Below are 13,128 nucleotides of genomic sequence, written 5' to 3' on the forward strand. Positions count from 1 at the left end.
ATCTAGTGATGATGGCATAGAGGAAACACTCCTTCCCATTCCGAACAGGACAGTTAAGCTCTATAGCGCCGATGGTACTGCATGGGAGACTGTGTGGGAGAGTAGGACGTTGCTAGGTTTGATAAAAAGAGTAACTAAGGTTACTCTTTTTTTGCGTTTAGAAAATTTAATTGATGATTTTATTACAATAATTTTAAGCTCTTGTTCTGTAGATAATTTTATGGTATTTAATATAAATTAACAAAGTTTCATATATTATTACATTAAGGTAATAAATTATTGATGAAAAATAATATTTATGGTAATATAATCTTTGTAAGCATTTACAATTGTATATAATAAATATATAAATAGGAAGGCATAAAAGTTAATGAGAGTTGGAATTTTAACGCATTATGATGTAAATAACCAAGGAGCACAACTTCAGATGTATGCTCTATATAATCAAATAAAAAATATGGGACATGAACCTAAAGTTCTTTCATATACAAAAAATTATGATTTTGAGCAGATTGAGAAGGTAAGAAATCAAATAACAATTAAATCAATTCCATATTTATTAAAAACATATTTAATAGATAAAGGAATTGGATCTATGTATTTTAATACTAGAAAATATTTAAAGAATAAAAAATATCGAAATGAATATTTTAATATAGAATATTATTCTACAGCAAATATTGAATGTGCTGTAGTTGGAAGTGATGAGGTGTTTAGTATACCTATGGGAGTTAATATGATGATGTATGGTCATTGTGTTAATACAAACAAAGTATTTTCTTATGCACCGTCTTTTGGACAAACTTCTATAGAACTTATGGAAAGCTATCATTGTAAAAATTTAATAGCTTCAGGAATACAAAATTTTACTCAATTATCAGCAAGAGATGAACATACAAAAAATATTATAATGGAATTAACAGGAAGAGAAGCAACTATAGTATGTGATCCTGTATTATTATATGATTTTTCAAGTGTTCATGCAAAAGTAAAGTTACCTAATAAAAGATATATACTTATATATGCTTATGAGAGAAATATGTCTTCAGAGTCTGAAGTTGAAGCAATACGTGCATACGCTAAAAAGCATGGCTTGATTACAGTATCAGCAGGTACATATCATAAATGGTGTGATGTTAATATTCCTTGTAATTGTATTGAATGGATTGAATATTTTAGAGGGGCTGAAGCTGTTATTACAGATACATTTCATGGAGCTATAGTATCTATAATTACGCATACTCCAATGGCAGTTTTAGTTAGAAATCTTAATGTAAATAAGTTAACTGATTTATTGAAAAGAACATCAACAGAACAAAGAAGAATAAAGGATGTATCTTTAGAAGAGTTAGATAGAGTTTTTTCATCTGATACTAAATTTGAAGTTGTAGAAAAGTCTTTAAATGAACTCAGAAAAGTTGCAAATGATTATCTAATAGAAGCTTTACAATAAAAAAAGAAAGTAGCTTTATCTATAGTATTTAGATAAAGCTATTTAAATTTAAAGCTAAAATTTATTTGTTATAGGAGGAATGAGCTATGGTAGATAAATGTATAAGAATTACTCAAGTGTGTGAGAGATGGGGGAATGGTGGTATAGAGGCATTAATAATGAACATATTTAGAAATATTGACAACGATAAAGTACGTTTTGATATATTAATGGCTCAAGATAAAGGTGATAAATATGATGATGAAATTAAGGCATTAGGAGGAAGCAAAAGGGCTTTTTTGGATAATAAAATAAAATCACCAATGATAAGAGTATTAAAAAATTATATAGCATTTTATAAGGATTTAAAGAAAAATAAATATGATATTATTCATTTTAATTCTTATAATGGAAGTGTATACATTTTGATTCTTTTAGCTAAACTAGCAAAAGTTCCAGTAAGAATTGTTCACTCACATAATTCAGGTATGGACAATTCTAAGGGAAAAGCATTAAAGCTTTTATATCATAATATGTGTAAAAAATTATTTGGAAATTGTGCTACAAATTATTTTGCTTGTTCAGAAAATGCAGCAAAGTGGCTTTTCAATAAAAAAATAGTTGAAGAAAAAAAATATGTATTGGTTAAGAACGGAATAGATTCTAGAAAGTTTGTATATAACCTTGATTCAAGAAAAGAAATTAGGAAAAAGTTACAAATTGACGACAAGTTTGTTATAGGTAATGTAGGAAGATTTACTGAACAAAAAAACCATGAATTTATAATAGATGTTTTTAATGAGGTTCATAAAAAGAAACCCAATAGTGTTTTACTCTTAGTTGGAATGGGAGTCTTGATGGATAAGATAAAAGACAAAGTAAACAAGTTAGGATTAGGTGATGTGGTTTATTTTCTAGGAATACAAAATGAAGTGGAAAAATATATGCATGCTATGGATGTTTTTTTATTTCCATCATTATATGAAGGACTAGGCTTAGTAGCAATTGAAGCTCAAGCAGCAGCACTTAAGGTAATTGCATCTGATTATATTCCTAAGGAGGCAAATATAACAAATTATTTTGAACATTATCCGTTAGATGATAAATCTGTTTGGGTAAATAGAATATTAGAATTAAGTAATGGATATGAAAGAAAAGATATGTCAGATGAGATAATAAGTAATGGTTATGATATAAAAAATGTGGCAAAATTAGTTCAAGATATATATATATCAGAAGATAATAAGTTGAACAAATAAAAAATTTACAGAAGGGAATGATAATTAATGCATATTACTGTTTTTGGAATTGTATGGATTCTCATATTAGGATGCAGTTTTTTTATTCCAATAAAATATTTGGGGAGAATGTTAATAATAACAGGAATATTTCAAGCATCTTCTGTTATAAATATAGGAGATAAAGGTATATATGCAATGATTATTGCCGATGCTGTATTTATATTTAGATCAGCTTTTAGTACTAGATTTAAGCGAGGAGAAAAATATGGTAATTGGATTAAACTGTGGTGTGTATTTGCAGTTGTAGCAATATTAGGAGCAATATTTTTACCAATTTTATTTAAAGGAACATTAGTTAGAACAAGTGGAATGAAGAATTTACAAGATATGATTCCACTTACTTATACTAGTAGAAATACTATACAAATAATTACTCTTTTAGCTAATTCAATAACATTAATTGTATTTTATAAAAACAAAGATAAATTTGATGCAAAATTTATGTTAGATAGTTTTATTATTGCTATTGGAATTGTATTGTTTATAGGCTTTTGGGAGTATTTGTCCAAAATTGGTTTATGTCCTATTAAGTTTCCAAGTGAACTTATATATAATAATATAGGATATAGCCAAGCCTATAATCAAAATACTTCATTTGGAATAAAGAGAATGAATTCAACATTTACAGAAGCATCAGTATGTGGAGCATTTCTATCAGCATCATTTTGGGCATGTATAAGTTTGAAAAGTAAAAAAGCTAACATAATGGCGATTATATTACTGATTGCACTTGTATGTAATTTTTCAGGTACCGGTGTTATGTCTATGTTAGCTGGAGCAGCTATATATATATTATTAAGTGATAATAAGAAACGTGTAATTCCTCTTATTATAGGGTGTTTGATATTATTAATAATTCTTAATGCTATAGGAATGTTAGACCAATTTGTTGAAATGATAACAGGAAAATTAACGTCAACCTCTGGAAATATAAGAATGTCGGCTAATACATATTCACTAGAACTTATATTAAAAACTTTTGGACTTGGTGTTGGACTTGGAAGTCATAAGAGTAGTAGTCTAATTATTAATTTATTAAGTGTTATAGGAATACCAGGAACTATTTTATTTTTAATGAGTATGTATTATTTGTTTAAACCAATATATAAGCTTAGGACAAAGAATTCTTATTGTAATTTTGGCATTATGTTCTTTTTAGTTATGTTTGTAGCACAATGTTTATCAATTCCGGATTTGACATTTACACCATTGTGGATGTGTTTATATTATAATTGTTGTTTGAATATAAATAAGATTTCACAAGACGTCGAGGAAAAAAATAAAAAGCAAGAGGAGATTGTATATGAAAATAGCAACTATGACTTGGATATATAATGGAAATTATGGAACAGTACTTCAAGCATATGCATTACAGAAAATGTTGAATGATAAGGGATACGAAACTAATCTTATAAATTATAGAGCTAGTACAAAGTCAAAAATTAAAAATTTTTTTAAGAGTAAAAATTCATATTCTTTATTTATACAAAAAGCTAAGTCTGTAATATTTAAGAGTAAGTCTAATTCATCAATAGATTATAAGTTAAGGAATAAACGATTTATGGACTTTTTAAATAATGAGTGTTCATTAACTAAGTTATATTCTAATCCAGAAGATCTTAAAGAGTTAAATGATATTTATGATGTATTTATATGTGGAAGTGATCAAATATGGTCACCTAACTTTTTTAATGAAATTTTTTATTTGAGTTATGTTGATGAAAATAGAAAAAAAATAGCGTATGCTCCAAGCTTTGGTGTTAGTTCAATAACAAATAAAAAGAAAAATAAGATAAAAGCACTTCTAGAGAGGTTTGATTATATTTCTGTAAGAGAAAAGCAAGGAGCTGATATAGTAAAAGAGCTAACAAATAAGAATGTAGAGGTTGTACTAGACCCAACATTACTATTATCAGAAGAACAATGGGAGAAAGTTGCAATAAGCCCCAATATAGAAGAACCATATATATTGTGCTATTTTTTATCAGATAATGACTTCTATTACAAAACTGTAGAAAAGTTGGAAGAAGAGACAGGTTATAAGGTAATAAGTATACCAGTAACTGCTGATTCATACAATACAATGTATGACAAATATCCTGCTGCAGGGCCACAAGAATTTTTAGGATTAATAAAGAATGCTGCATTAGTATGTACAGATTCATTTCATGGATCAATATTTTCTATTAATTTTAAGAGAGATTTCTATGTATTTAAGAGATTTTCAGATGACTCTATCTCATCTCAGAATTCAAGAATATATAATATATTAAATCTTTTACAAGCAAATGATAGATTATTTGAAGAAGGTAAAAAAATAACTAGAGAAGGAATAAAGATAACAAACTATAATGAAATATATGATAAATTATTAGCAGTAAGGGAAAAATCAATAAAATGGCTGATTGATAAGCTATAATTCAATAAATAGGGATGTGAGGAAGATAAAATGAAACAAGTAGGAATAGTTACATTTCATAGTTCTACAAATTATGGGGCTATATTACAAGCGTATGGGTTGCAAGAAACATTAACAAAGCTTGGAACAGATGCAAGTTTAGTTAATTATTTTTGTGAAGAAGCACATAACCAGATGAAGCCTTTTGACGTAAAGAGAATTAAGTCAATAAAGTCTTTAGTAATGGAATTATTAAGATTCCCTGTTAAAAAGAAGAGATTAAAGAAAATAGAGAAATTTAATAATGAATATTATAAGCTTGGAAAAAGGTATTGTGTGTCTAAGGAAGATTTAGACAAAGTAAATGATGATTATGATGTATTTATAACTGGAAGTGATCAAGTATGGAATTATGAGCTTAGAGGGTTTGATAAAGCATATTATCTTGATTTTGTTAAAGATAATAAAAAGAAAAATTCTTATGCTGCAAGCTTTGGAGTTTCAGAAATTCCAGATGAACTTAAGGATACTTATAGAGAATTATTGAAAGACTTTAATCATGTATCTATTAGAGAAGAACAAGGACAAAAAATATATAGGGAATTAACAGGTAGAGATTCTGAATTAAGTATAGATCCATCATTATTATTAAAAAGAGAAGATTGGCTTAAGATAGAAAAAAAACCTAAGATAGAAGAAAAATATATTTTAGTATATTCTTTAGTTAATACAAAGACATTATTTAATTTTGTTCAAGAGCTTTCAGATAAAACAGGATGTAAAATAGTTGTTATCGGGAACTATTTAAAGACTAAAATAAAAGCAAAATATTATGATGCACCTTCGCCAGACGAATTTATAGGCTTGTTTGCACATGCTGAATATGTTGTCACTAATTCATTTCATGGAATTGCATTTTCAATTAACATGAATAGAAACTTTTTCGCTGAATTACAACCACCACCAGCAAAGAGAAATTCAAGATTAATAGGATTATTAGAAACAGCAGGACTTATGGATAGGTTAATAGAAGAGGGGAAAAATGATAAAATAAATGATAATATTAATTATGATGAAGTAAATAAGAGGATGGATATAGAAAGAGAGAAGTCATTTAAATATTTAAAAACAATTATTAATGAATAATTAAGTGCTAAGGAATGATAGTATGCTTGAAAAAATAATGAAAAAATTAAAAATATCACAAAATAAAATGAATGTAATGAGGCTTTCAGGAGGAACCTTAATAGGACAGTTAATATCAGTAGTCACAATACCTTTTGCTACTAGAATGTTTGGTGCTAAAGTAATAGGGGATTGGGGAGTACTTCAAGCAACTGCAACAATGGCAAATGCAATATCTAGTTTAGGGTTATTAAATGCTGTTGTAGTAAAAGATACAGATAAAGAATCTGAAGATGTAATAACTGCTGTAGGATCACTTGGAGTGGCATTTGGCATACTTACAGGTTTATTTTATATGATTGCTCATAGTAGTATGAAGGTTATAAGAGTTAACACTAATCCTATATTTGCAGCTATATTTTTATTTGTAGCAGTATTTACTCTTCAACAAGTACAACTATGTTATAACTATCTTAATAAAAATAAAGAATATAAAATACTTATGTGGAATCCAATGCTTACTAATGGGTTGTTTGGAATATTGTCTGTAATATTTGGTTTATTAGGATTTAAACAATATGGGTATCATGTTGCATGGATAATAGGACAAGTTGTTGCATTAATCCATATGAGAAGATTTATGCCAAGATTTAAAGTTAATTTTTCATTTAAGTTTTTAAAAGGTGTTATCAAAGATAATGATGAATTTGTAAAGTATCAATTTCCAGCATTAGCTGTTGCAACAGTTAAGAATCAGATTCCTACTTATCTTATAAAAGGGTTATTTGGAGTTGATATGGTTGGATATTATACTATGACTGTAAAGATATTAAAATTACCTATAACATTCCTAGCAAGTGCAATAGGTAGAGTATTCTTCCAGACATTGGCTGAATTAAAAGATAATAAGGAAAAATTAAAAAATTATGCATATAGAAATATAAATAAATTGCTTAAATATTCAGCAATTCCTATGTTCTGCTTACTTATATGTGGAGATGTTATTGTAACAATATTTTTAGGAAAGTCATGGGAAATTGCAGGAGTTATGATAAGGATACTAGCTCTTGAAAATATGTTTTTATTCTTGTATCAAATGTCATATGGACTACCTATAGTTATTAATAAGCAAAAAATAACACTATACATAAATGTTGCACAACTTGCAATATACTGTATATCGTTTATTCTTGGAAAAGTTCTATTTAATGATATATATGCAGCATTATATATATTAACTATTGGATTTATAATATCTAATGTAATATATTTTGCTTATATGTTTAGTTGTATGGGGATAAGTGCATGGCATTATGTGAGAAAAGTAACAACTGTTTTTGTAGTTATGGTTGCTTTGGCAGAAGTATGCAGATTTGTTTTAAAGTTAATAGGCATAGTAAGTACTATGTGATATTGTTAACTATATGGAGGGAAATATGAAACTTTTTATTAATAAGGAAGATTGTTGTGGTTGCTCTGCATGTATGAACATATGTCCTAAGAAGGCAATAAATATGGAAAAAGATGAAAAAGGATTTATTTATCCACAAATTGATGAAAAAAAATGCGTTGATTGTGGATTATGTAAAAAAGCCTGTGGATTTATTAATGACTATGATAAAAGTGAATTGTTAAATGAGTCAATTGTATATGCAGCTAGATATAATGATGATAATGCAAGAAAAAAAAGCTCATCAGGTGGGATATTTTATGCTTTATCAGAATATGTGTTAGAAAATGGTGGAGTAGTATATGGTGCAGTATTTGATGATGAATTTAATGTTAAGCATATTAGAGCTATTACAAGAGAAGATAGAGATAAACAGTTAGGTGCTAAATATGTTCAAAGTTCTATTGGGAGTTCTTATAGAGATGCTAGAAAAGATTTAGAGGAAGGAAGATTAGTTCTATTTACTGGAACACCATGTCAGATAGCTTCATTACAAACATTTTTGAATAAGCATTATGATAATTTAATAAAATGTGATATAATATGTCATTCTGTTCCTAGCCCTAAAGTATTTAAAGAATATATAAAAGAGTTAGAAAATAGATATGATTCTAAGGTAAAAAGATATAGCTTTAGGGGAAAAGGACAACGTGTAATATCACAAGCTGTAAAAGTAGATTTTGAAGATGGAAAAAAATATAGTAAAGGTGATATTGCTTATGATCCATTTGGAGCGTTATTTGGAAGTGATAAGATATCTAGACCATCTTGTTTTAAATGTAAGTTTACAAACATGGAGAGACCATCAGATATAACTATAGGAGATTTTTGGGGAATTCAAAAAGCAGTTCCAGGTTTTGCAGATAAGAATGGAACTTCTGTAATAATAGTAAATACAGATAAAGGAATCGATACAATTAATAAAATTAATATGAATTTGACAATGGTAAAAAGTTCTTTTGACAAATGTCCGCATAAAAATTTGAGGAAAAATTCTAAAAAACCTATTGACTATGATAAGGCATGGGAAGATTATAAAAATAATGGATATTTGTATTTGGCAAAAAAATACGGAAGAGATAATGTAAAAGATCAAATTTTAATAAGGATAAAAAGTATAGTAAAGCGAATAAAGAAACAAGTAATGTATAAATGTTAAAATATACTTGATTTTTACTGTAGTAAGTTGTATTATAAGATAAGCATATAAATGATAGAGGTGCAGAGATTATTAGTATCATTATGGAGTTAAGCACGAAGAAGTAATGAGAAAGGATGATTTGCCGAAGGATATGATATGATGCTTTAAGTTTATATCCTGGTTATGCATATAATATGTGTATGACTGTCACAATTATATTGTGGAGAGCTATCCAGAGTTGTTTTTAATCAATGCAGATTATAAATGAGCCTTGGATTATTCCGAGGCTTTAATAATAAATAAGCAATAAAATAGGAGGAATTTTTAGTGGATAATAAGAAGTTAAGAGTAGGAGTCCTTGGGGCTACAGGATTTGTTGGACAAAGACTAGTAACTTTATTAGAAGGACACCCATATTTCGATGTTACAGTATTAGGTGCTAGTTCAAGAAGTGCAGGAAAGGTATATGAAGATGTTGTAGGAGATAGATGGAAACTTACAACTCCAATGCCAGAATACGTTAAGAAGATGACAATTAGAGATCTTCATAATATTGATGAAATTAAAGATGATGTAGATTTTGTTTTCTGTGCAGTAAATATGGACAAGAAAGAAATTCAAGAAATAGAAGAAAAATATGCAAAAGCTGAAATACCAGTAGTATCAAATAATTCAGCACATAGAATGACTAAGGATGTTCCAGTTATAATACCAGAAATAAATGATGCACATTTAGAAGTTATTAAATCTCAAAGAAAGAGATTAGGAACTAAAAAAGGTTTTATAGCTGCTAAACCAAACTGTTCTATTCAAAGTTATGTACCACCAATAACTGCATTACTTGAATTTGAACCAACAGAAATTTTAGTTACAACAATGCAAGCAATTTCAGGAGCTGGAAAGACATTTAAAGAATGGCCAGAAATGCAAGATAATGTTATTCCATACATAGGTGGAGAAGAGCAAAAGAGTGAAGTTGAACCATTAAAAGTTTGGGGACATGTTGAAGGTGATGAAATTAAGCTTGTAGAAGGAATAAAGATTTCAGCTCAATGTATGAGAGTTGCAGTAACTGATGGACATATGGCAACTGTAGCTATAAACTTTAAGAAAAAACCAACTAAAGAACAAATCTTAAAGGCTTGGAAAGAATTCTCAGGAAAACCTCAAGAATTAGGATTGCCACATGCACCAAAGCAATTTATAACTTATTTTGAAGAAGATAATAGACCACAAACTCATATAGACAGAGATGTTGAAGGTGGAATGGGAGTAACTGTTGGTAGATTAAGAGAAGATAACATCTTCCAATACAAGTTTGTTGGATTATCTCACAATACATTAAGAGGAGCAGCTGGTGGAGCTGTATTAATGGCAGAATTATTATACAGAGAAGGATATTTATCAGGAGATAAATAGAATTAGTATTTTACAATAAATAGAGAATGTGATATATTTAGAATTAGGAGTAAATTTACTCCTAATTTTAAATTTACAAAATGTATATAAAAATTAAGGGGGCAATTAAATTGGGTAGAGTGTATAACTTTTCAGCAGGTCCTGCAGTTTTACCAGAAGAGGTATTAAAAGAAGCTGCAGCAGAAATGCTAGATTATAATGGAACAGGAATGTCAGTAATGGAGATGAGTCATAGATCTCAAGCATTTGCTGATATAATAGAAACAGCAGAAGCAGATCTTCGTGAATTAATGAACATTCCAGATAACTACAAAGTTCTATTTTTACAAGGTGGGGCATCACAACAATTTGCAGCTATTCCTATGAACTTAATGAAGAATAAGGTAGCTGATTATATTATTACTGGACAATGGGCTAAGAAAGCTTATCAAGAAGCTAAGAGATATGGAAAAGCAAACATAATAGCTTCATCAGAAGATAAGACTTATTCTTATATTCCAGATTGTTCTGATTTACCTATATCAGAAGATGCAGATTATGTATATATATGTCATAACAATACTATATATGGAACATCATACAAAACTGAACCAAATACAAAGGGTAAAATATTAGTTGCAGATATGTCATCTGACATCTTATCTCAACCAGTAGACGTTACTAAGTATGGTTTAATATATTTTGGTGTTCAAAAGAATATAGGACCAGCAGGAGTTGTTATTGTTATCATCCGTGAAGATCTAATAACTGATGATGTATTAGAAGGAACTCCAACAATGTTAAAATATAAGACTCAAGCAGATGCTAACTCTTTATATAATACACCACCTGCATATGGAATATATATATGTGGAAAAGTATTTAAATGGGTTAAGGCACAAGGTGGTCTTGAAGCTATGAAGGTTAAGAATGAAAAGAAAGCTAAAATTTTATATGATTTCTTAGATTCATCAGAAATGTTCAAAGGAACAGTAGTAAAAGAAGATCGTTCATTGATGAATGTTCCATTTGTTACTGGAGATAAAGACTTAGACGCTAAATTCATAAAAGAAGCTACAGCAGCTGGATTTGTTAACATTAAAGGACACAGAACAGTTGGTGGTATGAGAGCTAGTATATACAATGCTATGCCAATTGAAGGTGTTGAAAAATTAGTTGAATTTATGAAGAAATTTGAAGCTGAAAATAAATAATCAAATTTAATATATTTACAAGTACTCAACGAGGGAGTAGTTGGCACATATTATTAATATGTGCGACAAGTCAACATAGTGGTGATTTCTCACCTGGCTTGTCTTAATTAACAAGACTCATTGATAGTTTTTATGCTATCAATGAGTCTTTTTCTGTATAAAAGAAGTTAAAAAATAATTGAATTATACAATTTATAATTTATATAAATTGCAATAACAAATTGAACTAATTTCTATATATGACCTAAATACTTGATTTTACTATAGTATATAGATTTCATCTAAATGCATTTCAAATAACTCTTCTGGGGTACGATAGTTTAATATCTTCCTTGGAAGAGTATTCATCCATTCTTCTATGAAAGCTATGTCGGTTTGATTATAATTAGATATTCTTTTACCTTTTGGAATAAAACGGCGTATTAGTCCATTGTGGCGTTCATTAGTGCCTTTTTCAAAAGAAGAATATGGATGAGTAAAGTATATTTTTGTGTCGGTTATATCTTCTAACTTTGATAATTCAGCAAATTCAGAACCATTATCACCTGTTATGCTCTTAAAAACTTTGCTAAATTGTTTACCATATATATCACGAATCCTTGTAAGTGCTTTAGTAACAGCTTCTGCTGTCTTAGCTTCAATCCTTTGAATAATGGCATTCCTTGTTTTTCTCTCAAGAATAGTTAATAACACACAGTCACTGTTGGATTTTTGCCCAACAACAGTATCTATTTCCCAATGTCCAAATTCTTCACGTTCGATAATACATGTTGGTCGTTCTGCGATGCTTTTACCTAGATTCTTTTTGTGCTTCTTTACCCTATATGATTTAGTATTTCTGCGTAGTTTCATTGGCAAATCTGAATTGAAAATGTCTAGTAAACCAAGATCAATGTAATTATATAAGGTTTTGGTACAAACCATCTTAGAACGCTCAAACTTGCCGCTTACAAGGGCGTATCCTACACAAGCATCTGGAGACCATTTATCTTTCTTTATTTTATTTACTACATAGTTGATAAACTCACTACATTCAAGGCGTTTAAAAGAGCGGCAAGAATTCTTTCTGTTTCTTTTGTAAATATAAGAACCTGTGTCAGCAAGATACATTTCAACAGGCTTTCCTTGCTTAATTTGAGTAGTTGTACCACGTCTTATTTCATTTAGAGTTGTGTTGATTGGACGATTAAGCTCTTTAGCTATTTTATATGCTGAAACTCCATCTTTAAGGCGCAATTCAATAGTATAACGTTCCTTATCATTTAAGTGTTTATTTTTACGTGATTCTGTGTTATTATTTTCTTGATTCATAGTGGTTATCCTCCGTGTTTTATTTTTTGTGGTAATTAAATCATAACACAGATAATCCACTATGGATTTTTTTAGTTCAATTTCATTATACAATTAGTCAATTTATAATTTATAATTTATAATTATATTGTTTAATAATAAACTAGGAAGGAAACAGGAATTTTTATGAACTTATTTGAGATTATATTTATTGGATTAGGATTAAGTATGGATGCAGTAGCTGTATCTATGTAAGCGTAAAAGATTTCACGTCTACAAAAAATATAATCCTCCTAGTAAAATTAAGTAAACATTAATTTTATGGAGGATTTTTATGTATAAGAAATTAAACAATAAAGAATGGGAAGAAGCTGTTGAT

The 13,128-nt window shown here is 28.7% G+C and carries 10 protein-coding genes, 1 rRNA gene and 1 riboswitch; of the genes, 10 read left to right on the plus strand and 1 reads right to left on the minus strand.

Annotation, left to right across the window (positions count from 1 at the left end):
- Position 1 precedes the first annotated feature (1 nt).
- From rrf to serC, 10 genes are all read left to right on the plus strand, one after another.
- Positions 2 to 118, plus strand: a 5S ribosomal RNA gene (gene rrf, locus KQI77_RS01170).
- A 252-nt stretch (positions 119 to 370) separates the two neighbouring features.
- Complete coding sequence (locus tag KQI77_RS01175; protein ID WP_216387511.1) at positions 371 to 1,453, plus strand: polysaccharide pyruvyl transferase family protein; 1,083 nt, start codon at positions 371 to 373, stop codon at positions 1,451 to 1,453.
- Positions 1,454 to 1,539: 86 nt separating this feature from the next.
- Positions 1,540 to 2,691 carry a glycosyltransferase family 1 protein gene (locus KQI77_RS01180; protein ID WP_216387512.1) on the plus strand — a complete coding sequence of 384 codons (1,152 nt, stop codon included), beginning with the start codon at positions 1,540 to 1,542 and terminating at the stop codon, positions 2,689 to 2,691.
- A 108-nt stretch (positions 2,692 to 2,799) separates the two neighbouring features.
- Complete coding sequence (locus tag KQI77_RS01185; RefSeq protein WP_216387513.1) at positions 2,800 to 4,068, plus strand: O-antigen ligase; 1,269 nt, start codon at positions 2,800 to 2,802, stop codon at positions 4,066 to 4,068.
- On the plus strand, positions 4,037 to 5,152 hold the full coding sequence (locus KQI77_RS01190) for a polysaccharide pyruvyl transferase family protein (protein ID WP_216387514.1): 1,116 nt from the start codon (positions 4,037 to 4,039) through the stop codon (positions 5,150 to 5,152). The genes KQI77_RS01185 and KQI77_RS01190 overlap by 32 nt, the downstream gene beginning before the upstream one ends.
- Positions 5,153 to 5,182: 30 nt before the next feature.
- Positions 5,183 to 6,277 carry a polysaccharide pyruvyl transferase family protein gene (locus KQI77_RS01195; protein ID WP_216387515.1) on the plus strand — a complete coding sequence of 365 codons (1,095 nt, stop codon included), beginning with the start codon at positions 5,183 to 5,185 and terminating at the stop codon, positions 6,275 to 6,277.
- 22 nt (positions 6,278 to 6,299) lie between these two features.
- Complete coding sequence (locus KQI77_RS01200) at positions 6,300 to 7,667, plus strand: oligosaccharide flippase family protein (RefSeq protein WP_216387516.1); 1,368 nt, start codon at positions 6,300 to 6,302, stop codon at positions 7,665 to 7,667.
- 25 nt (positions 7,668 to 7,692) lie between these two features.
- A complete protein-coding gene (locus KQI77_RS01205) occupies positions 7,693 to 8,865 on the plus strand; it encodes a Coenzyme F420 hydrogenase/dehydrogenase, beta subunit C-terminal domain (protein ID WP_216387517.1) in 1,173 nt (390 codons plus the stop codon).
- Between the two features lie 47 nt (positions 8,866 to 8,912).
- Positions 8,913 to 9,086: riboswitch (Lysine riboswitch) on the plus strand.
- An 88-nt stretch (positions 9,087 to 9,174) separates the two neighbouring features.
- A complete protein-coding gene (gene asd / locus KQI77_RS01210; protein ID WP_216387518.1) occupies positions 9,175 to 10,266 on the plus strand; it encodes an aspartate-semialdehyde dehydrogenase in 1,092 nt (363 codons plus the stop codon).
- A gap of 110 nt (positions 10,267 to 10,376) precedes the next feature.
- Positions 10,377 to 11,459: a 3-phosphoserine/phosphohydroxythreonine transaminase gene (serC, locus tag KQI77_RS01215; RefSeq protein WP_216387519.1), complete on the plus strand. Its 1,083-nt coding sequence runs from the start codon at positions 10,377 to 10,379 to the stop codon at positions 11,457 to 11,459.
- Between the two features lie 261 nt (positions 11,460 to 11,720).
- On the opposite strand, the gene KQI77_RS01220 is transcribed toward serC, so the two are convergent.
- Complete coding sequence (locus tag KQI77_RS01220) at positions 11,721 to 12,770, minus strand: IS30 family transposase (RefSeq protein ID WP_216387520.1); 1,050 nt, start codon at positions 12,768 to 12,770, stop codon at positions 11,721 to 11,723.
- Positions 12,771 to 13,128 lie beyond the last annotated feature (358 nt).

Source organism: Clostridium sp. MSJ-8 (genome assembly GCF_018918325.1).
Lineage (GTDB): Bacteria > Bacillota > Clostridia > Clostridiales > Clostridiaceae > Clostridium.

What these genes read in the sequence shown, in the direction of transcription:
- KQI77_RS01180 (WP_216387512.1), top strand. Translation starts at nt 1,540, where the DNA reads ATGGTAGATAAATGTATAAGAATTACTCAAGTGTGTGAGAGATGGGGG.
- KQI77_RS01200 (WP_216387516.1), top strand. Translation starts at nt 6,300, where the DNA reads ATGCTTGAAAAAATAATGAAAAAATTAAAAATATCACAAAATAAAATG.
- KQI77_RS01185 (WP_216387513.1), top strand. Translation starts at nt 2,800, where the DNA reads ATGTTAATAATAACAGGAATATTTCAAGCATCTTCTGTTATAAATATA.
- KQI77_RS01195 (WP_216387515.1), top strand. Translation starts at nt 5,183, where the DNA reads ATGAAACAAGTAGGAATAGTTACATTTCATAGTTCTACAAATTATGGG.
- KQI77_RS01205 (WP_216387517.1), top strand. Translation starts at nt 7,693, where the DNA reads ATGAAACTTTTTATTAATAAGGAAGATTGTTGTGGTTGCTCTGCATGT.
- KQI77_RS01190 (WP_216387514.1), top strand. Translation starts at nt 4,037, where the DNA reads ATGAAAATAGCAACTATGACTTGGATATATAATGGAAATTATGGAACA.
- KQI77_RS01220 (WP_216387520.1), bottom strand. Translation starts at nt 12,770, where the DNA reads ATGAATCAAGAAAATAATAACACAGAATCACGTAAAAATAAACACTTA.
- KQI77_RS01175 (WP_216387511.1), top strand. Translation starts at nt 371, where the DNA reads ATGAGAGTTGGAATTTTAACGCATTATGATGTAAATAACCAAGGAGCA.